Consider the following 20284-nt stretch of genomic DNA (forward strand, 5'->3'; position numbering starts at 1 on the left):
GCGGAGCAGACATTCGGACACCGCGCGGCATCTGTCGCTAGGGGCTACAAGCCGCCATAGCACACAAACCTCACTTTAAGCGTCGGGTCGTACTGAAGCCAAAGGTTAAACTCATTCACCCTTAAACACTGCCTCTTGCAGAACGCGGCGGGCTACGCCATGTAACGGCCAACTGATCCAAATGATGAACCCGGAGGCTGTTATGCTTGAACTCGGTGGTCAAACCCCAGCTGCAGATGATCTGATCAAGGACGTCTCAGAGGCGGACTTCATGACCGAAGTGGTCGAGATGTCCCAGACTGTTCCGGTGATCGTGGACTTCTGGGCACCCTGGTGCGGGCCTTGCAAAACACTGGGTCCGGCGCTTGAGGCCGCGGTGGCCAAGGCCAAGGGTGCGGTCAGGATGGCCAAGGTCAATGTGGACGAAAACCAGATGATCGCGGGCCAGCTTCAGGTGCAATCGATCCCGACGGTCTATGCCTTTTACAAGGGCCAGCCGATTGACGGGTTTCAGGGCGCCGTTCCGCCGTCTGAGATTGACGCGTTTGTGGCGCGCACCGTTGAGGCCGCTGGTGGCGATGCCAGCGGCGGTCTGGATGAGGCCGTGGCAGCAGCGCAAGAGATGCTCGATCAAGGGGCAGCATCGGATGCGGCTCAGACTTTCGCGGCCATCTTGCAGGAAGACGGTGAGAATGCTGCGGCTTATGCTGGGTTGGTGGCCAGCTATCTGGCGCTGGATGATCCTGATCAGGCAGAGGCCATCCTGAACGGCGCGCCTGCCTCAATCGCAGAAAGCCCTGAGCTTGAGGCCGCCCATGCGCAGCTTGCATTGGCGCGACAGGCGGCGGATGCTGGTCCTGTGGCCGAGTTGCGAGCCGCTGTTGAGGCCAATGCCGATGATCATCAGGCGCGTTTTGACCTTGCGCAGGCGTTGCAAGCCGCGGGTCAGAGCGAAGAGGCGGTCAATGAGCTTCTGGAGCTCTTCCGTCGGGACCGCGAGTGGAATGACGCGGCCGCGAAAACGCAGCTCTTTACCATTTTTGAAGCGCTAAAACCCAATGATCCCATCGTCCTCAATGGACGCCGAAAATTGAGTTCAATGATATTTGCCTGACGCAGGGAACGCCCTACATCACCACCATGAAGCATCAGGGTGATCTTCCAGACACGATTTCGCTGTTTCCGCTGCCCGGCGCGCTCTTGCTGCCGCGTTCGCGGTTGCCACTACATTTGTTCGAGCCGCGCTACCTGGCGATGCTCGAGGATACTTTGAAAACGCCGCACCGGCTGATTGGCATGATCCAACCCAACCCGCTCAAAGGGGAAAATGGTGCCGGCCTTCATCGAATTGGATGCGCTGGACGTGTGACGCAGTTTTCCGAGACAGATGATGGCCGCTATATGATCACGCTTTGCGGCATGTCACGATTTCGCATTCAGCAAGAGGTTGACGGGTTCACACCCTACCGACGGGCAGAGGTGTCCTGGGACGGGTTTGAACGGGATCTGGGACCGGGTGACCGCGACAGGGCCTTTGATCGCGACGGGTTCATGAACCTCCTGGCACGATACTTTGAGGCGCGCGAGTTGCGCACGGATTGGGAGTCGCTTCAGGATGCGGATGATGAGTTGCTGATCAATTCTTTGTCGATGCTTCTGGGGTTTGATCCAGAAGACAAGCAGGCGCTTTTAGAAGCTCCTTGCCTGTCCACGCGGCGCGAGACATTGGTGACATTGATCGAGTTTGCCCTGCGTAGCGGGGACGAGCGGGAAGTCATGCAATGAGCGATGCTGAAACGAGCGTGACAGAGGTCTCAGAATTTGACCGCCGGATGCTTGAAGCCTTGATCTGTCCGCAGACACATGCCTCGCTGAAGTACAGCGCCGAGAGCGAGGAACTGATCAGTGAGTCAGCGGGGCTGGCTTTCCCAATCCGTTCGGGTATCCCGATTATGCTGATCGATCAGGCCAGGCGAATTGAGTAATTGCGCCGCTCGTAAGCGACGCAATTTTCTCCATTAGGCAGACACTTATCCGGCAGCTTTGATGTTCGCGACGGTTTCTTCCGTGCTCCAAACTGCGTTGGCCATGTAGCGGAAATTGATCAGGGCCGCGAGGTAGCCATCGCCTTCGGGCAGCATGGCAGCAGCCGTTGCATCGCGCACCACAGCAACTTCAAAACCATCTTCCAAAAGCTCTCGCATGTGACTTTCGGTGCACAGGTTGGCCGACATACCCGCAAGAATGACCTGATCCACGCCGTTCTTGCGCAGTTGCAGGCTCAGATCATTAGTATCGTTGCCATAGACCTTGTGTGGTGAGGTGACGATGGTTTTGCCGTCCTCGATATAGGGTTTGTACTGGGGCATGAAATCGGCACCTGAGCCTTCGAAGCCATCCAGGTTGGTCGGCCCAGTGCGGTCGAACATGCCGATTTTGTGCATCAGCTTTTCAAGCGCACCTTCGAAGCGCCAGCCTTTGTCGGTCGGGTAATAGTAGTGCGGTGACACCGCGACGGTCAGATCGGCGCCCTTGGCGGCCTTGAAGAGAGTCTCGATGTTCTCAACGGTGTTGTGCTCTTCAACGCTGGCTCCAATCACACCCCAGGTCACGCCATCGGGGTGCAAAAAGTCTATCTGGGGATCGGTCACGACAAGAGCGGCACGGCTCAGATCAAGTTTCATATTCGATGGGGGCAGAGCAGGTTCGGCCGGATCCGCATATGGGTTTTCCTGTGCCGCCGCGGATGATGCGACGGTTGTGGCGGCCGCCGCACCAACCGCAGCGGCTCCGGTTATTGCCGCGCGACGCGAGATATGCGGGCGGTCATCTTTGTGATCATGATCATGTCCATTGCACATGGGAGTCCTCCTTGGGGGTGTTTGTTTATCTTCAGGAGTCAAAATATGGACAAGGTCGGGTATCTTTTCGTCCGAACACCGTGCGTTTGTGTCTTTGAACGTATCTTTTCGTCCGAAACCCGTTTATCTCCCCAATATGGATTTTGATCAGGTTCTGGACCGGTTGGAGATTGCGCCCGACCCGTTTGCGGTGTGCGAGCTGAAGTGCAATTGTGATGTGGGTTTGGGGCAGGATACGGGTGCAACCTTGCATTACATCTTGTCTGGGCAGGGCGAAATCGTCTTGCGTGATAGGCCCGCGCTCTCGGTGTCGGAAGGCTCCTTGGTATTGATTCCCGCAATGTGGCATCATCGGATGCGCAGCTCTGGTCTTTCGCACAACCCCGCGCCAGCGTGTCAGCCAGCTGAGCTAGAGCTGCGGCGTTTGCTCAAGGATGCGCCAGGCGGTGACAGCGGCTCTCACATCGTTGCGCTGTGCGCGCATTTGCGTGTGGGTCTGCGCGGTGCGCCTGATATCGTCGATCTGATCCGCGCGCCGCTTTATGGACATATCGCTGAGGCGGAGGGCTTGGCGCCGGTTCTGCAAGCTTTGCTCAAGGAGTTGAGCGCACCGCAGCCCGGTAGCCGCGCGATGATCCGTGCGCTTTTGACCCAATGCTTGATTGATCTGATCCGGCGGCGGTCGTCACGGGACGCATTGGGTGCTGGATGGATGAACGTGTTGCGCGACCCTGCGCTGTGGCCCAGCCTGCGTGCCATGCTGGATGACCCCGGTGCGGCGCACACCGTCGACAGCCTTGCCGCCCTGTCGGGGATGAGCCGGTCCAGCTTTGCGGAACGATTTGCTGCCGCCTACAGGATTGGACCGATTGAGTTGCTGCGCGACCTGCGGATCAAAAAGGCCGGTATCTTGCTTCGAGAGGGTGATTTGCCGGTCAAGCGCATCGCGTATTTCGTGGGGTTTTCCAGCCGCACTGCGTTCACCCGTATGTTCGAGCGCAACACCGGCGTAAGCCCGACGGATTTCCGCAAAGGTCTTGGTGGGAGCGCGCCGGATGGCTTTGATTGACAAGCCTAGCCTGACTTGCGGGCGCGTGCTGCCATGACATCGCGGCCAAGCTCAAGTGTGTAGACCTCAAGCTGCCGCAAGGTTTGATCGGCGGCATCGGGCGCGTTGGCTTCCAGCGCGTCAGTCAGTGCCGTGTGAAGCCCAACAATCTCTTCGCGGGAACGGGCCGTGAAAGTGATCATGTTCATCAAAGGCTGCATCGCCTCAACCGCGCCGGCCAACTGGTAGCTGAGCACCGGGTTGCCTGCAGCATCGACCAATGCGCGGTGCAGGGCGACATCTGAGGCACAAAAGCTTTCGTCGCTCAGGCCTGGTTGGGACTGGCGGTGAATTTCGGCGCGCATGGTGGCCAGATGATCGGGCGTTCGGCGGTCTACAGCGCGGGGTGCGCAGGCGCGTTCCATGGCATAGCGCGCCTCGCAGGCGGTCTCAAAGCTGACTGCGTTCATCGACAGTAAAAGCGTCGAGGTGGTGATGTGCTGGCTATAGGCATCCTCGTAGCTCAGGCGATTGACAAAGGCCCCGCCAAACGCGCCGCGTTGCGTGCGGATCAACGATTGTGCTGCAAGCCGCTTGAGGGCTTCGCGCACCGTCGAGCGAGAAACGCCAAACTGCTCTGACAATTCCGCTTCCGAAGGCAGGCGTTCATCCACGATCATGCGGCCTTCGATGATGGCGTCGCGGATGGCCTGGGCGATTTGCGCCGAGAGGTCCTGTGGCTTGCTGTCAGAGGAAGATTTCATTTGTCAGACCTTTAAATGTCTGACAATTATATCGCCAGTTGAGACTCAATCCAAGGGCCACGAAGCTCATGTCCGTTCTGTCGCTGCGTTCCATCGCCTGGCTCGCGTTTTTTGCCACCATTCTGATGGCCTGGATGGTCATGTATATGATGGCCATTGGCATGGACCTTGACCTGATTGGGCGTCCTGGACCCATGGCGGAAAAGATGCGCGCAATGCAGCCTGGCATGCCAATGTCGATGGGCGAAGGCATGATGGCGATGGACCGGTTTGGGCCGCTCTTTGCCATGTGGGCCATCATGATGGCGGCGATGATGCTGCCCACCATGGTGCCGACGCTAAGGGCCTATGAGGATCTGATCAAAAGCGCAGATGGCACGACCTCGGGCTGGCTTGGCGTGCTGATTGGCTATTTCGCTGTCTGGGTGGGCTTTGCTGCCCTCATCACACTGGTGCAGCTAGGGCTGTTGTTTGGCGGTGTGATTGACATGCTGGGCATTGCCAAATCAACGCTCATATCCGGTGGTCTGCTGATTGTCGTGGGGGCGTTTCAGTTCACCCGCGCGAAAGAAGTCTGCCACGGGGTGTGTCACAGCCCGATGACCTATTTCCTTGGCCACTGGCGCACCGGCTTTGACGGCGGGCTGCGTATGGGGCTGGGCATGGGTGCCTTTTGCGTCGGCTGTTGCTGGGGCTTCATGGCGCTGGGATTTGTCGGCGGAGTGATGAGCCTGCTCTGGATGGGGTTGGCCACGCTCTTTATGGTATTGGAAAAGTTACCACAGATCGGCCATAGGGTGATCCGACCCATGGGCGTGATCTTGATCGCAGGCGGGTTGGCCGTATTGGCCGCGCCGCTGGTTATGGGAGGATAGAAACATGGCCCTGAAACGTCGTCAGGATGCAGATAAGCTACCGGTGTCGCAGCGCATCGACAACCGCATGGAGAACCCCAAGCGGCGCAAGATGACGCCCACCGAATGGGCCATCAAAGGCGAGCTTTTTCTCAATTGCTCTTGCGAGGTCTTTTGCCCTTGCGTGGTCAGTCTCGGGGCGCACCCACCGACCGAAGGGCACTGTCACGCCTGGATGGCCATTGCGATTGATGAAGGGCATTTTGAGGGCGAAGACCTGTCTGGTCTAAATGTTGGTCTGATGGTGGATATTCCCGGACGCATGGCAGAGGGCGGCTGGAAAGTGGCGGCCTATGTTGATGAGCGTGCCTCTGGCAAAGCCTATAACGGCATCCTGCAAATTTTCTCAGGTGCCGCTGGTGGAACCACGGGTCTTTTCACCATGCTGGTGAGTGACATCGTGGGGGCCGAGCGGGAGAAGGTCGAAATTGTACGCGAGGGCACCAAGCGCGGACTTTACATTGGCCGCAAAATCCAGGGCGAGATCGAGATGGTCGAAGGCGCCAGCAAGGATCACCCTGTGATGATCAGCAATTCCAAATACTGGATGGGCCCGGACATCATCGCCGCGCGTGGGATCAAATCCAAAGTGCGCGATTACGGTCGGATTTGGGATTTTGGCGGCAAGTCCGCCGAGATTTGCCCGATCGACTGGAAAGGCCCCAAGCCCTAGGCAGCGCAGATGATCACGCCAGACTATTGTCAGATGATGGCGCGCTACGGGGCATGGCAAAACCGCCAGATCTTTGACGCGCTGGATGGTCAGCCGATGACGGTTCTGACCAAGGATCGCGGTGCGTTCTTTGGATCTATCCTTGGCACGCTCAATCACTTGCTTTGGGGTGATCAGATATGGATGAGCCGGTTTGATCCCTCAGTAGAGGCACCCGAGGGCGGCATTCCGGAGAGCCCGATGTTGCATCCAACGCTGGGCGCGTGGAACGCTGCGCGCTTTCACTTGGATGGCAAGATCCGGCATTGGGCCAACTCGCTGCGCAGCGTCGACCTCGCAGGGGACCTCAAGTGGTACTCGGGCGCTGCACAGCGCGATGTGACCAAGCCCGTTGCGCTTTGCGTCACCCATATGTTCAACCATCAAACCCATCACCGCGGGCAAGTTCATGCCTTGTTGAGCGCAGCAGGGTTGGCTGCGCCGGTCTCGGACCTCTTCTTGATGCCTGAGGACGCTTAGGATGCCGCTGGCTTTTGTCCTTGCGCTGGCCGTGATCGGCTTTGTCTGGTGGGCCTGGGGGCGCCAGCGGGCTGGAAACGCGGTCGCCGGTAAGCTCGATCAGGTGTTTCGAAAGCGGGACTGTAAATGGTCAGAAACCGGCGATCAAAACGGTCGCTTTGTCGAATACCGCTGTGCCACTTGTGACATCGCGGCCTACTCCACGACGGGCAATGCGCCCACCACATGTAAACGCAATTTACGAGGAAAAAGCTGATGGCGCTTTTGTCTCCATCGCGGCGTCTGCGCCGCACTCCCTTTTCCGATGGTGTCGAAGCCGCCGGGGTTAAGGCGTACACCGTCTATAATCACATGCTTTTGCCGACCGTGTTTCGCTCGGTTGAGGAAGACTACAGGCACCTTAAAGAAGCGGTGCAAATCTGGGATGTATCCGTTGAGCGCCAGGTCGAGTTGCGTGGCCCGGATGCCGGACGCCTGATGCAGATGCTCACCCCGCGTGATCTGCGGGGCATGACGGCGGGGCAGTGTTTCTATGTGCCGATTGTCGATGAGACGGGCGGGATGCTCAACGATCCCGTGGCGGTGAAGCTGTCGGAAGATCGCTGGTGGATTTCGATTGCTGACAGTGACTTGCTCTACTGGGTCAAGGCGATTGCGCATGGCTGGCGGCTGGATGTTCTGGTGGACGAGCCTGATGTGTCGCCTCTGGCCATTCAGGGGCCGAAATCCGATGAGCTTTTGTCGCGGGTCTTTGGCGACGGGGTGCGAGACGTTCGCTTTTTCCGCTTTGGTGTGTTCGATTTTCAGGGCCGTGATTTGGTGATTGCGCGCTCAGGCTATTCCAAGCAGGGCGGTTTTGAGATTTACGTCGAAGGCAGCGACATCGGCATGCCGCTTTGGAATGCGCTGATGGAGGCGGGCAAGGATCTGGATGTGCATGCGGGCTGTCCCAACCTGATTGAGCGGATCGAGGGCGGGTTGCTGAGCTATGGCAATGACATGACGGATGATAACACACCGCATGAATGCGGCCTGGGCAAGTTTTGCAATACCCACAGTGCGATTGGGTGTATCGGGCGCGATGCATTGCTGCGCGTGGCCAAGGAAGGCCCGGTGCAGGAAATCCGGGCGATTTCCATTGATGGACCACCTGTGCCCGGCTGTGACAGGTGGTGGCCGGTAACGTCTGAGGGCACTGTGGTGGGGCGCGTCAGTTCCGCCGCCTGGAGTCCGGACTTTGACACCAACGTGGCGATCGGCATGATCCGTATGACCCATTGGACTCCGGGTACGGTTTTGGATGTCGAGACCCCGGATGGCACGCGTCGCGCCACGGTGAACCGGTGTTTCTGGATTTGAGTATTTTTTGAACGATGAAAGCAGGGCGTGGCTCTGCAAGGACAGGATGGAGAGCGATATGTTCAACGCATTGGTTGTTGAGAAGGACGAAGAGAGCGGCAAGACCTCGGCTGCGGTCAAGGAAATCAGCGACGCAGACTTGCCCGAGGGTAATGTGACCGTCGCCGTCGAGTATTCGACAGTGAATTATAAGGACGGTCTGTGCATTGGACCGGGCGGTGGATTGGTGCGCACCTATCCGCATGTGCCGGGCATTGACTTTGCCGGCACCGTCGAGGCGTCTGAGGATGACCGTTACAGCCCCGGCGATAAGGTGGTTTTGACCGGCTGGCGCGTAGGTGAAGTGCATTGGGGCGGCTATGCGCAAAAGGCGCGGGTCAACGCCGACTGGCTGGTGCCGCTTCCCAAAGGGTTGGATACACGTCAGGCGATGGCCGTTGGCACAGCAGGGTTCACCGCGATGCTGGCGGTGATGGCTTTGGAAGATCACGGGATTAAGGATGGTCCCGTGCTTGTGACCGGGGCTGCGGGTGGTGTTGGCTCTGTCGCCACGGCCATTCTGGCCAACCTGGGACATGAGGTGGCCGGTGTGACCGGGCGCCCAGAGACGGCGGATTATCTCAAAAGTCTTGGAGCCACGCAGATCGTGGCACGCGAAGAGATCAACGAGACAACCAAACGCCCGCTTGAGGCCGAGACCTGGGGTGGCTGTGTGGATGCCGTGGGCGGCGAGATGCTGGCGCGCGCGCTTGGACAGATCAAATATGGCGGCAGTGTCGCGGCTGTGGGGCTGGCCGGGGGTGCGGGCCTTCCTGCGACGGTCATTCCGTTTCTGCTGCGCGGCGTGAACCTGCTTGGCATCGACAGCGTGATGCAGCCTTATGACAACCGCCTGCGCGCGTGGGAGCGGATTGCCAAGGACCTGCCGATGGACAAACTTGAGGCGATGATACAGCCTGCGACACTGGGTGATTTGCCGGGTTTGGGCAAAGACATCCTCAAAGGCCAAGTCAAAGGCCGCGTGGTGGTGGATGTCAACGCCTGAGGGATTGATCATAAGGCCAGTGCGCGACGCAGATCGTGACGCGCTCTGGCCGATCCTGCGCGATGTGATCCGGCCCGGGGATACCTATGTCATTGATCCGGATATAACGCAGGAAGACTTGCTGGCATTCTGGTGCGACATGCCTGCGGCGACCTATGTGGCCGAGCGGGATGGCGTTATCCTTGGCACCTATTACATCAAGACCAATCAGCAGGGCGGCGGTGCCCATGTCTGCAACTGCGGTTACATTACGGCACCGGCCGCACAGGGGCAGGGGATTGCCCGGGCGATGTGTGTTCACAGCCAGGAAGCGGCGCGAGACTTAGGCTATGTGGCCATGCAGTTCAATTTTGTGGTCGCCAGCAATGTGGGGGCGATAGCGCTTTGGACGAAGCTGGGGTTTGAAACTGTGGGGCGGTTGCCACGGGCGTTTCGGCATCCCGAGCAGGGCTTGGTTGATGCGCTGGTGATGTTCAAGTGGCTTGGAGATTGAGGTGAAACGCATACCCGGAGAAGCCAGAGGTCGATGTTCTGCCGTACAGGCCAATGGATTGGCTTACATCGTTGCCACCGATCCGGTTTGCGCGGATGGGATTTCGGCGCAGACCGCAAATACGTTGGAGGAGCTTGAAAGGCTTCTGGGCGAGGTCGGCAGCGACAAGACGCAGCTGCTTCAGGCGACGGTGTATCTGAGCGATATCGCCTTCAAACCAGAGATGGACGTTGTATGGAACGATTGGATCGGTCCGGAGGCGAACTGGCCACAACGGGCCTGCGTAGGCGTGGCGCTGGATCCGGGGTATCTGATCGAAGTTGTGGTGACGGCTAGGTCGGTGGAAGAGTAAGCCCCCCGTTTGCAAGGGCTAACGCCCCCTGTTTTCAAACATTTTGCGACTGAATTCCCCATCTGGATGGGATTGCCTGGAACCGAGTGGTGTTTGCGCCGGGAAATCATGGAATCTTCGATGATCTGACGCGAATCACTTGTGGAATTTCAGGCGAATTTTTGATTTGAAATCAAAATGTTCTTGTTTTGATCTCATCCTGACTGTAGTGCTTTGAGAAATATCCGGGAAAATATGGGAATTTTTAGGTAAGGAAATTATACACTATATGTTGTGTTAATAATTTATTATGACCCCAAATTATGTGTTGTTTTACCCAATAGGTATACAAGATATTGTTTTGGGAGAGCTGAAAAAACCATATTCAGTAGTTGATTGGGTAAATTTTTATTGAGTTCCAGGAAGTACCATGTATTACTGATTGCACGATGAGGACGGGATAAGAGGGGCATTTAGAACCCCGAAAAATTCCAAGTCAGGTTTCATACAGGCACCCGCTTCATCACAACGAGAGATCCGGCGCGCGGGCGAGCAGACATCCCCCCAGGTGGCGCGCGCAGCTGGACACCCCGCAAAGCGGGACGAGGGCGGCGGATTGGGCAGTGGCAGCAGCTCAATCCGTCGTTTCGTTTCAGGGGCTAAAAAATCGAAACGGGGGCAGAACAAGAGGGGCAGGCGCGCAGTGACGCTGAGCTTCAGAGGCGAGTTTAACCAGAAGGTTGACGGCAAGGGTCGGATGTCGATCCCTGCCGATTTTCGCGCTGTGCTGGCCGATGGCGACCCGCGTTGCCCAGAAATTCCCCTGCCACGGATGGTCGTGTTGCACGGCCCCCATCTCAAGAATTGTTTGCAGGCTTACACGATTGAGGCGATGGCCGAGATCGAGGCCGATATCCGTGCCATGCCGCGCGGGTCCGAGGCGCGCAAGCGCGCCAGCAAGATGATCCTGGGCAAATCCTGGGATACCGAAATTGACAAAGACGGTCGCATTGTCCTGCCGCAGCGTTTGCGCCAGCAGATTGGGCTGGATGGCGAGGCAACGATGGTCGCCATGGGCGAGTATTTCGAAATTTGGAATGCCGACACCTATGAAGGCACGGAAGGGGCCGAGATGGAGGCCTGGCTGTCCGAGCAGTCGGACGACTTCGATCCCCTCACTCTGGTTTACCCACCGGGCGAGGATTGAGCGATGGGGAGTGCTGCCGCAATGTCCCCTCATATTCCTGTGCTTATCGGGCCGCTTGTTGCGGCTGTTTCTCCGGTTTCTGGCCGGTGGCTTGACGGCACATTGGGTGCGGGTGGCTACACGCGCGCCATGCTGGATGCGGGTGCCGATCATGTGACCGGTCTGGACCGTGATCCACTTGCGATGGACTTGGCTCAAAGCTGGGCTGCGACCTATAGCGATCGGATCACATTGGTGCAGGGGCTGTTTTCCGAGTTGGATCAACACGCGCAGTCCCTTGATGGTGTTGTGCTCGACCTGGGCGTGTCATCCATGCAGCTCGATCAGGCGCAACGTGGCTTTTCCTTCATGAAAGACGGCCCGCTTGATATGCGCATGAGTCAGGATGGCCCAAGTGCGGCGGAGCTGATCAACACGATGGAAGAGGCGGCGCTGGCCGATATTCTCTATCTTTACGGCGAAGAGCGCGCCAGCCGTCGCATAGCGCGTGCCATAGTGAACAAGCGCGCCGATGTGCCAATCGTTACGACGCTACAACTGGCGGAAATAATTGAGAGCGCTCTTCCCCGTGCCAAACCGGGTCAGGCGCATCCTGCGACCCGCAGTTTTCAGGCGATCCGCATTGCCGTGAACGATGAATATGGCGAGCTGGTTGAGGGTTTGGAGGCGGCAGAGCGTGCGCTGAAACCCGGCGGGCATCTTGCCGTGGTCACGTTTCATTCGATTGAGGACCGCATGGTGAAGCGGTTTTTGCAGATCAAGACCGGTTCTACTGGGCAGGGCAGTCGCCATGCCCCTGAAATGGCCCGCGAGGCGCCGCAATTCACTCAAACCACCCGCAAGGCCATTGTGGCGGATGCGGATGAAGTTGCTCAAAACCCCCGCGCGCGCAGTGCCAAGCTGCGTGTGGCGACGCGGACTGATGCACCGGCGCGTCCGGTAGATCGCTCTGCTATTGGTATGCCGATTGTGAAAGGACGACACTAATGCGCTCTTTTTATTATGTAATGACCTCTCTGATGGTGATTGGTTTGGCCTTTTGGGCCTATCGAGAGAATTACGAGACACAAGAGGCGCAGGCGCGGTCGGTTGCCGTGCAACAACAGATTGCCGAAGCGCGCGAGCGGCTACGGTTTCTCAATGCTGAATGGGCCTATCTGAACCGGCCTGAGCGGTTGCGGTACCTGGCCGAGATCAATTTCAAGCGGTTGGGGCTTTTGCCGCTACAGCCCAATCAGTTTGGCAAGGTTGATCAAGTGTCGTTCCCGCGTGTGGAAGAGCCGCTGGATATCTGGAGCACGGTTGAGGTGATGGACCGGGAGGCAGAGCAATGATCAGAACACCGCTGCGCCCGCTGGCGCAGATCCTCAAGGCGCGGGATGCGGGGCAGAATCCCGACGCGATTGAGCGCGAAAACATTCGCCTGCGCCATGAGGAAATGCGCGATCAGGCGCGTCAGCGTGCCGAGGGGCGGCTTTTGGTCATGGGTGTGTTTTTCACACTGGCGTTTTGTGTCATTGGCGCGCGCATGGGGATCATGACTCAGTCAGAGCCGGTTGAACCGCGGGCCGGTGTGGCCGGGGTTGAGATCTTGGCGCAGCGTGCGGATATCGTGGACCGCTACGGACGTATCCTTGCGACAAATTTTGAAACCCACAGCCTTTATGCCCAGCCCCAGCAGATGGTTGAGCCGGAGCGCGCAGCCAAAGAGCTGGTGGCGCTGTTTCCCGATCTGGATGAAAAGCGTTTGCTAAAAGACTTCACCGGAAGCCGTAAGTTCCTGTGGGTCAAAAAGAAACTCAGCCCGGAGCAGGTGCAGGCGGTGCACGATATTGGTGAGCCGGGGCTGCTCTTTGGACCGCGCGAGATGCGGCTTTATCCCAACGGACGGTTGGCGGCGCATGTCATGGGCGGGGCCAGCTTTGGCCGAGAAGGGGTGCATGCGGCCGAAGTGATCGGTGTGGCGGGTGTTGAGAAGTACTTCGATGATCGGCTGCGTGACCCTGCCCAAGGGCATGAGCCGCTCACGCTTTCGCTGGACCTTTCGGTGCAATCTGCTCTGGAGCGTGTGTTGCAGGGTGGCATGATGTTGATGAATGCCAAGGGTGCTGCGGCGGTCTTGATGAAGGTTGAGACGGGTGAGGTTCTGGCTGTGGCCAGCCTGCCGGATTTTGACCCCAACGACCGACCCCGTCCTCCGACCGAAGGCAATCCCGAGGACAGCCCGCTGTTTAACCGCGCTGTGCAGGGGGTGTATGAACTAGGCTCTGTGTTCAAGAGCTTCACCGTCGCGCAGGCGCTTGATTTGCGGTTGGTGAACCCGTCGACCATCATAGACACCAAAGGGCCGCTGCGGTGGGGCAAACACAAAATCCGTGATTTCCGCAACTACGGCCCTGAGCTATCGGTGACGGAGGTCATCGTGAAATCCTCCAACATCGGCACCGCACGAATTGCCCAGATGATTGGGGCCAAACGGCAACAGGATTTCCTGAAATCCTTGGGCCTGTTTGAAGCCACGCCCATCGAGATCGTTGAGGCCAAAGGCGGAGAGCCTCTTTTGCCGCCCAAATGGTCTGAGCTGTCGACCATGACCGTGGCCTATGGCCATGGCATGTCCACGAGCCCCATGCATTTGGCTGCCGGATACGCCACGCTGGCCAATGGTGGGTATTTGGTGAAACCGACCTTGCTCAAGCAGCCGCGCAATCAACGCGGTCCGCAGGTGATGTCCAAGGCCGCAGCAGATCGCACGTTGAAAATGCTGCGCGAAGTTGTGGGCGGTGGCACGGCCTCGTTCGGGGAAGTGCCGGGCTATGAAGTGGCCGGCAAAACCGGCACGGCGGATAAACCCAAGCCCAATGGCGGATATTATGACGAGAAAGTTCTGGCCACCTTCGCCAGCGTCTTTCCTGCCAGTAAACCGGAATATGTGCTGGTCGTGACGCTGGATGAGCCGGTGGAAACCTCGGGCGATGAGCCACGCCGGACCGCAGGATGGACAGCCGTTCCCGTGGCGGCAGAGATCATCCGCCGGGTGGCGCCACTTTTGGGTTTGCGGCCCGAGTTTGAACCTGCCGCGTTAGACGGTATAACGCTGACATCGGGTGAGACCCAATAGACAAAAGCTGGATTAAGGCTGGACAGAGGTGGTGGGGCAGACAAAATCCTTGGCGGATCTGGGACTGACGGCGCAGCAGGGGCGGCGTGCGGACGTCACCGGGCTTGCGGTGGACAGCCGCGAGGTGAAAGAGGGCTATCTATTTGCCGCCCTGCCGGGAAGTCGTGTGCATGGCGGTGAGTTTATTACCTACGCGTTGCGCATGGGAGCGGGGGCGATCCTGACGGACCCCGAAGGCGCGCGCATTGCCGAAGCAGAGCTGGCTGAAAGCGATGCCGCGCTGATCATTGCCGAAGATCCGCGCCAGACGCTTTCTTTTGCGGCGGCGCTTTGGTTCGAAGAACAGCCTGAGACCATGGTGGCGGTGACGGGCACCAATGGCAAAACTTCGGTGGCGAATTTCACCCGGCAGATCTGGATTGCGCTGGGGTTGGAGGCGGTCAATCTGGGCACCACAGGTGTGGAAGGCGCATGGGAAGCACCGCTGGCTCATACCACGCCTGAGCCGATCACGCTGCACCGCGCACTGGCCGGGGCGGCGATGCATGACATCACCCATGCGGCGATGGAAGCGTCCAGTCATGGATTGGAACAACGCAGGCTTGATGGCGTGCGGCTGTCTGCTGCCGGGTTTACAAATCTCAGCCAGGACCATCTGGACTACCACAAGACGTTTGAAGCGTATTTTGAGGCCAAAGCCGGGCTTTTCTCTCGCGTGCTGCCTGAAGACGGGACAGCGGTCATCAACATAGACGACCCGCGCGGCGCGGACATGATTGAGGTGGCCAAGCGCCGGGGGCAGGATGTCATGCGCATCGGGTCGGCAGAAGGTGCGGACCTGCGCATTCTGGACCGGCGTTTTTCTCCTACGGGACAAACGCTGCGCTTTGACTGGCGCGGGCAGGTGCATCAGGCCGAGGTCAACCTGATCGGCGGGTTTCAAACGGACAATGTGCTGATGGCCGCCGGGCTTGCGATTGCGGCGGGGGCTGATCCTGACCTGGTGTTCAACACCTTGCCACGTATGGACACTGTCCGGGGGCGGATGCAGCTTGCCGCCACACGCAAAAATAGGGCGGCAGTGTTTGTCGATTATGCCCATACGCCCGATGCTGTCGCCACTGCGCTCAAGGCTTTGCGCCCGCATGTTCTGGGTCGGCTTGTGGCGATTGTGGGGGCCGGTGGAGATCGTGATCAGGGCAAGCGCCCCTTGATGGGCGCTGCTGCCGCAGAGCACGCCGATCAGGTGATTGTCACCGATGACAACCCACGCTCAGAAGATCCCGCCGTCATCCGGGCAGCTGTGATGGAAGGTGTGACCGAGGCAGGCGCGAGTGATCATGCGATGGAAGTCGGGGACCGTGCCGAAGCGATCCTGCGCGGTGTTGATGCGCTCGGGCCAGGAGATGCGCTTTTGATTTGCGGCAAAGGGCACGAAACCGGGCAGGTTATCGGCGATGACACCCTGCCATTCGATGATTGCGAACAGGCAAGCGTGGCGGTCGCCGCACTCGACGGGCTGGGCGTATGAGCCTCTGGACCGCATCTGAGGCCGCAGAGGCCACGGGCGGGGAAAACACGCAGGATTGGGTGGCCTCAGGCGTTTCGATTGATACGCGCACGCTGCAGCCTGGTGATTTGTTCGTGGCGCTCAAAGATGTGCGCGACGGGCATGATTTTGTTGCGCAAGCGCTTGCCAAGGGTGCGGCCGCCGCGCTGGTCAGCCATGTGCCTAAGGATGTGGACCCCGAGGCGCCGCTTCTGGTGGTGAAAGATGTTTTACCTGCGCTGGAGGCTTTGGGGCAGGCCGCGCGCGCACGGACAGAAGCGCGTGTTGTTGCCGTGACCGGATCGGTGGGCAAAACTTCGACCAAGGACATGCTGCGCACGGTACTGACCGGGCAGGGACGGACGCATGCGGCAGAGGCCAGTTACAACAACCATTGGGGTGTTCCGCTGACGTTGGCGCGGATGCCCGTAGACACCGAATTCGCCGTCATCGAGATCGGCATGAACCATCCCGGAGAGATTGCACCTCTATCACGCATGGCGCGTCCAAATGTGGCGATCATCACCACCGTGGCACCTGCGCATCTTGAGGCGTTTGAGAATATCGAAGGCATCGCGCATGAAAAGGCGTCGATCTTTGAAGGGTTGGAGCCCGGCGGCACGGCGATTGTGAATGGGGATGTGAGCACAGCCAAAATCCTTCGTGATACCGCAGATCGCCTTGCCGGTACTGTGGTGTCTTTTGGTGAAAGCGAAGGTCTCGATTGGCGGCTTAAGGACGTACAGATCCATAACACGTCGACTGTGGCCAAGGCGCAGGTTGCGGGTGAACAGGTGCTCTTCAAGGTCGGCACACCCGGCGCGCACTTCGCCGCCAATGCGCTCGCGGTTTTGGCCGCCGTGGATGCCATGGGTGCGGACCGCGATGTCGCGGTGTCGGATCTGGGGCGCTGGCATCCGCCCTCGGGGCGCGGCACGCATGAGACGCTTATGCTGGACGTCGCGGATGAAACCCTGACCATTGCGCTTATTGATGATGCGTTCAACGCAAACCCTGCCTCAATGGAGGCGTCGCTGGCGGTTTTGGCGGGAACGGTTCCCGAGGATGACATCGGGCGCGTCGCGGCTGGTCGTCGTATCGCCATTTTGGGAGACATGTTGGAACTAGGCCCTGATGAGGCAGTGCTTCATGCAGATCTGGCCAATCTTCCAGCCATGCAAGTGCTTGACATTGTCCATTGTGTCGGGTCACGGATGCGCGCGCTTTACGATGCGCTGCCAGAGCGCAAGCGAGGACGCTGGGTGAATGAAGCCGAAGAGCTTGCCCCCAATGCGGCCCGCTTGATTGACGCAGGTGACGTGATCCTGGTCAAAGGCTCGAAAGGCAGCCGGGTGAGCCTCGTGGTTGAGGCGCTTAGACGTGCAGCGCGCGGTGGGACGCGTGAAGAAGAGGATGTGTAGATGCTTTATTGGTTAACCGCGCTGTCGGACGGCGGGGATTTCTTCAACCTCTTTCGATACATCACGTTCCGTGCCGGAGGCGCTTTTCTAACGGCGCTCTTTTTCGGTTTTATGTTCGGCAAACCGCTGATCAACGTGCTGCGCCGCAAGCAGGGCAAGGGCCAGCCGATCCGCGAAGACGGCCCCGAAAGCCATGTCGCCAAGTCGGGAACACCCACCATGGGCGGCTTGCTGATTGTGGGTGCACTTCTGACGTCGACATTGTTTTGGGCCAGGCTCGACAATCCTTTTGTGTGGCTGGTGCTTTTTGTCACTCTGTCCTTTGGTCTGATCGGCTTTTGGGACGATTATGCCAAGGTGTCCAAACAAACGGTGAAGGGCGCTCCGGGAAAGGTGCGTTTGGCGCTTGGTGTCGCAATCGCGGCGATCGCGTCATACTGGGCGACGATGTATCATCCCGAGGCCTTGCAATACCGCCTTGCCCTTCCGGTGTTCAAAGACACGCTGATCAATCTGGGCTTTTTCTTTATTCCCTTTGCAATGTTCGTCATCGTGGGTGCGGCCAATGCCGTCAACCTGACCGATGGGCTTGATGGGCTGGCCATCATGCCGGTGATGATTGCGGCGGGCGCGCTGGGTGTGATTGCCTATGCCGTTGGGCGTGTGGACTTCACCGAATATCTAGACGTGCATTACGTGCCGGGTACAGGCGAGATCCTGATCTTTGTGGCGGGGCTCTTTGGCGGCGGGCTTGGCTTCTTGTGGTACAACGCCCCGCCTGCGGCGGTCTTTATGGGGGATACCGGTTCATTGGCCTTAGGTGGTGCTTTGGGTGCCATTGCTGTGGCCTCCAAGCATGAGGTGGTGCTGGCGATTGTAGGCGGGCTTTTTGTGGTAGAGGCGCTCAGTGTGATCATTCAGGTGCTCTACTTCAAACGTACCGGCAAACGCGTGTTTCTGATGGCACCCATCCACCACCATTTTGAAAAGAAAGGCTGGGCCGAGTCGCAGATCGTGATCCGGTTCTGGATCATTGCCCTCATTCTCGCGATGATCGGGCTGGCCACGTTGAAGGTGCGCTGATGACGTCGGGCGCGCCCATCAAGGACACGGCCGCGATGATTGCCGGCATGGCCCCGATGCGTGACCCGGAGACTTGGTTTTTCTGCACGACAAACGATAAGGTCTTGGCGGCCAAGGCTGTGCCGCATGCCCTGACCGTGTTTGCCGAGGAAGAGGGACAGTCGCTGATCCTGCCAGAAGTTGCGGCACGGGATCTGGGCTTTGAGCTTGAGATGCCCATGACGCGCATCACGCTGTCGGTGCACTCCGCGCTCGATGGCGTGGGCCTGACAGCGGCTGTGGCGACGGCTTTGGCCGGGGCGCATATTCCCTGCAACATGGTGGCGGCCTATCATCATGACCATGCTTTTGTGCCCTCCGAATTGGCGGATCAGGCCATGGATGTTTTGCTTGAGCTGGCACAGGCAGGTGCGTCATGATTGCAGTGCAGGGCTTCAAAGATCAGAAAGTGGCCGTGCTGGGTCTGGGTCGCTCGGGGCTCTCGGCGGCGCGTGCGCTCAAGGCGGGCGGGGCAACACCCATCTGCTGGGACGACAACCCAGGTGCACGCGAAGCGGCGCATGAAGAGGGGTTTGATGTGGCCCCCCTCGGTCGTGCATCGGATTACGAGGGCATTGCGGCACTGATTGTCAGCCCAGGCATTCCGCATCTTTATCCCGCACCCAACAAGGCCGTCGTGGCGGCGCAAGCGGCGGGCGTGCCGGTGGACAACGACATTGGCCTTTTCTTTCGTTCTTTGGCGACGCGCGATTGGGACGGGTTTGACACCGCGCCTCGTGTGATCGCCGTCACCGGCTCTAACGGCAAATCGACGACATCGGCGCTGATACACCATGTGCTCACCGAAGCGGGGCGGACCGCGCAACTGGCCGGGAACATTGGCCGGGGCGTGCTGGATATCGACCCGCCGGAAGATGGCGGTGTGGTGGTGCTGGAACTCAGCAGCTATCAGACCGAACTCGCGCGCGCACTCACGCCTGATGTGGCGGTGTTTACCAATCTCAGCCCTGATCATCTGGACCGCCACGGCGGCTTTGGCGGATATTTTGCCGCCAAACGTAGGCTTTTTGCCGAGGGCGGACCAGATCGCGCGATCATTGGTGTTGATGAGTCCGAAGGGCGCTTTTTGGCGGGGCAGCTCTCTGAAGGACCGGGCGATGACCGGGTGATCCGGGTCTCTGTTGATGGAAAGTTGGAAGGGCCTGGTTGGTCGGTTTTTGCACGCAAGGGTTTCTTGTCGGAGTACCGCAAGGGGCGACAGGCCGCGTCGGTGGACCTGCGTCCGATCAAAGGCCTGCCTGGGGTGCATAATCACCAAAATGCCTGTGCCGCTTTTGCGGCATGTCGAGCACTTGGGTTGGCTCCGCGGGTAATTGAAGGCGCTTTTCACAGTTTCGCCGGTCTGCCGCACCGTAGCCAGATTGTGGCCGAGAAAGACGGTGTCACCTTCGTTAATGACAGCAAGGCCACAAATGTCGACGCGGCCCTTATGGCGCTTCTGGCGTTCAAGAACATCCGCTGGATTTGCGGGGGGCTTGCAAAGGAGGGTGGCATTGCCGGGCTGAAACCGGGGCTGCCGAATGTGACCAAAGCTTATGTCATTGGGCGTGAGGCGGATGCGTTTGCGCTTCAGCTAGGTGATACTGAAGCTGAGACCTGCACCACAATGGCGCGCGCTGTAGCGCGTGCTATAGAAGAGGCACAGCCAGGCGATACGGTGCTTCTGGCCCCGGCGGCGGCCAGTTTTGATCAATATGACAGCTTTGAGAAACGCGGTGAGGATTTTATTGCCGAGCTGCGCGCCCGGCTTTGAACGCAGCTTTTGGGTATTTTTGACAAGAAAGAAGCGGAAACACGCCTTCGGTGACGTGCAAAAAGACTGGCCGAAAGCGTGAA

The 20284-nt window shown here is 58.9% G+C and carries 23 protein-coding genes; 21 read left to right on the top strand and 2 right to left on the bottom strand.

What is annotated here, in order from left to right; genetic code table 11:
• The first annotated feature begins 202 nt into the window (after positions 1–202).
• The 3 genes from RZS32_RS14610 to RZS32_RS14620 are packed head-to-tail and all read left to right on the top strand — an operon-like array spanning position 203 to position 1985.
• A complete protein-coding gene (locus RZS32_RS14610; RefSeq protein WP_317057696.1) occupies positions 203–1114 on the top strand; it encodes a tetratricopeptide repeat protein in 912 nt (303 codons plus the stop codon).
• Between the two features lie 26 nt (positions 1115–1140).
• Positions 1141–1785 carry an LON peptidase substrate-binding domain-containing protein gene (locus RZS32_RS14615; protein WP_317057697.1) on the top strand — a complete coding sequence of 215 codons (645 nt, stop codon included), beginning with the start codon at positions 1141–1143 and terminating at the stop codon, positions 1783–1785.
• On the top strand, positions 1782–1985 hold the full coding sequence (locus tag RZS32_RS14620; RefSeq protein WP_317057698.1) for a Trm112 family protein: 204 nt from the start codon (positions 1782–1784) through the stop codon (positions 1983–1985). The genes RZS32_RS14615 and RZS32_RS14620 overlap by 4 nt, the downstream gene beginning before the upstream one ends.
• Before the next feature lie 45 nt (positions 1986–2030).
• Here the strand turns inward: RZS32_RS14620 and RZS32_RS14625 are convergent, their stop codons facing one another.
• Entirely contained in the window at positions 2031–2861 is an 831-nt protein-coding gene (locus tag RZS32_RS14625) for a cysteine hydrolase (protein ID WP_317057699.1), read from the bottom strand.
• A 136-nt stretch (positions 2862–2997) separates the two neighbouring features.
• On the opposite strand from RZS32_RS14625, the gene RZS32_RS14630 reads away from it, so the two are divergent.
• Positions 2998–3930: a helix-turn-helix transcriptional regulator gene (locus RZS32_RS14630; protein ID WP_317057700.1), complete on the top strand. Its 933-nt coding sequence runs from the start codon at positions 2998–3000 to the stop codon at positions 3928–3930.
• 5 nt (positions 3931–3935) lie between these two features.
• Here RZS32_RS14630 and RZS32_RS14635 read toward each other — a convergent pair whose 3' ends face one another.
• Positions 3936–4673 (bottom strand): FadR/GntR family transcriptional regulator, encoded by a 738-nt coding sequence (locus RZS32_RS14635; protein ID WP_317057701.1) that lies wholly within the window; start codon positions 4671–4673, stop codon positions 3936–3938.
• A gap of 68 nt (positions 4674–4741) precedes the next feature.
• Here RZS32_RS14635 and RZS32_RS14640 point away from each other — a divergent pair, with 68 nt between their 5' ends.
• From RZS32_RS14640 to murD, 17 genes are all read left to right on the top strand, one after another.
• Entirely contained in the window at positions 4742–5548 is an 807-nt protein-coding gene (locus tag RZS32_RS14640) for a DUF2182 domain-containing protein (RefSeq protein ID WP_317057702.1), read from the top strand.
• Between the two features lie 4 nt (positions 5549–5552).
• On the top strand, positions 5553–6260 hold the full coding sequence (locus tag RZS32_RS14645) for a DUF1326 domain-containing protein (protein WP_317057703.1): 708 nt from the start codon (positions 5553–5555) through the stop codon (positions 6258–6260).
• Between the two features lie 9 nt (positions 6261–6269).
• Positions 6270–6779: a DinB family protein gene (locus RZS32_RS14650; protein WP_317057704.1), complete on the top strand. Its 510-nt coding sequence runs from the start codon at positions 6270–6272 to the stop codon at positions 6777–6779.
• Position 6780: 1 nt separating this feature from the next.
• A complete protein-coding gene (locus RZS32_RS14655) occupies positions 6781–7035 on the top strand; it encodes a hypothetical protein (protein ID WP_317057705.1) in 255 nt (84 codons plus the stop codon).
• The gene (locus RZS32_RS14660; RefSeq protein ID WP_317057706.1) at positions 7035–8138 is read left to right on the top strand and encodes a dimethylsulfoniopropionate demethylase; all 1104 of its coding nucleotides are present in this window, start codon (positions 7035–7037) and stop codon (positions 8136–8138) included. The genes RZS32_RS14655 and RZS32_RS14660 overlap by 1 nt, the downstream gene beginning before the upstream one ends.
• A 58-nt stretch (positions 8139–8196) precedes the next feature.
• Positions 8197–9183 (top strand): acryloyl-CoA reductase, encoded by a 987-nt coding sequence (gene acuI / locus RZS32_RS14665; RefSeq protein ID WP_317057707.1) that lies wholly within the window; start codon positions 8197–8199, stop codon positions 9181–9183.
• The gene (locus tag RZS32_RS14670; RefSeq protein WP_317057708.1) at positions 9170–9676 is read left to right on the top strand and encodes a GNAT family N-acetyltransferase; all 507 of its coding nucleotides are present in this window, start codon (positions 9170–9172) and stop codon (positions 9674–9676) included. Before acuI ends, RZS32_RS14670 begins: the two co-directional genes overlap by 14 nt.
• 1 nt (position 9677) lies before the next feature.
• Positions 9678–10028, top strand: coding sequence for a Rid family hydrolase (locus tag RZS32_RS14675; protein ID WP_317057709.1), 351 nt, complete (start codon positions 9678–9680; stop codon positions 10026–10028).
• 682 nt (positions 10029–10710) lie between these two features.
• The gene (locus tag RZS32_RS14680) at positions 10711–11214 is read left to right on the top strand and encodes a division/cell wall cluster transcriptional repressor MraZ (RefSeq protein WP_317057710.1); all 504 of its coding nucleotides are present in this window, start codon (positions 10711–10713) and stop codon (positions 11212–11214) included.
• A gap of 21 nt (positions 11215–11235) precedes the next feature.
• On the top strand, positions 11236–12201 hold the full coding sequence (rsmH, locus tag RZS32_RS14685; protein ID WP_422395918.1) for a 16S rRNA (cytosine(1402)-N(4))-methyltransferase RsmH: 966 nt from the start codon (positions 11236–11238) through the stop codon (positions 12199–12201).
• Positions 12201–12548, top strand: a complete 348-nt coding sequence (gene ftsL / locus RZS32_RS14690) for a cell division protein FtsL (protein WP_317057712.1) — start codon at positions 12201–12203, stop codon at positions 12546–12548. The genes rsmH and ftsL overlap by 1 nt, the downstream gene beginning before the upstream one ends.
• Positions 12545–14335: a peptidoglycan D,D-transpeptidase FtsI family protein gene (locus RZS32_RS14695; RefSeq protein WP_317057713.1), complete on the top strand. Its 1791-nt coding sequence runs from the start codon at positions 12545–12547 to the stop codon at positions 14333–14335. The genes ftsL and RZS32_RS14695 overlap by 4 nt, the downstream gene beginning before the upstream one ends.
• Positions 14336–14363: 28 nt before the next feature.
• Complete coding sequence (locus RZS32_RS14700) at positions 14364–15866, top strand: UDP-N-acetylmuramoyl-L-alanyl-D-glutamate--2,6-diaminopimelate ligase (protein ID WP_317057714.1); 1503 nt, start codon at positions 14364–14366, stop codon at positions 15864–15866.
• Complete coding sequence (locus tag RZS32_RS14705; protein ID WP_317057715.1) at positions 15863–17305, top strand: UDP-N-acetylmuramoyl-tripeptide--D-alanyl-D-alanine ligase; 1443 nt, start codon at positions 15863–15865, stop codon at positions 17303–17305. The genes RZS32_RS14700 and RZS32_RS14705 overlap by 4 nt, the downstream gene beginning before the upstream one ends.
• Positions 17306–18388: a phospho-N-acetylmuramoyl-pentapeptide-transferase gene (gene mraY / locus RZS32_RS14710; protein WP_317057716.1), complete on the top strand. Its 1083-nt coding sequence runs from the start codon at positions 17306–17308 to the stop codon at positions 18386–18388.
• Positions 18388–18807 carry an ACT domain-containing protein gene (locus RZS32_RS14715; RefSeq protein ID WP_317057717.1) on the top strand — a complete coding sequence of 140 codons (420 nt, stop codon included), beginning with the start codon at positions 18388–18390 and terminating at the stop codon, positions 18805–18807. The genes mraY and RZS32_RS14715 overlap by 1 nt, the downstream gene beginning before the upstream one ends.
• Positions 18804–20201, top strand: coding sequence for a UDP-N-acetylmuramoyl-L-alanine--D-glutamate ligase (murD, locus tag RZS32_RS14720; RefSeq protein WP_317057718.1), 1398 nt, complete (start codon positions 18804–18806; stop codon positions 20199–20201). Before RZS32_RS14715 ends, murD begins: the two co-directional genes overlap by 4 nt.
• Positions 20202–20284: the final 83 nt, after the last annotated feature.

This window comes from Roseovarius sp. W115 (assembly GCF_032842945.2).
In the GTDB taxonomy this organism is placed as follows: Bacteria; Pseudomonadota; Alphaproteobacteria; order Rhodobacterales; family Rhodobacteraceae; genus Roseovarius; species Roseovarius rhodophyticola.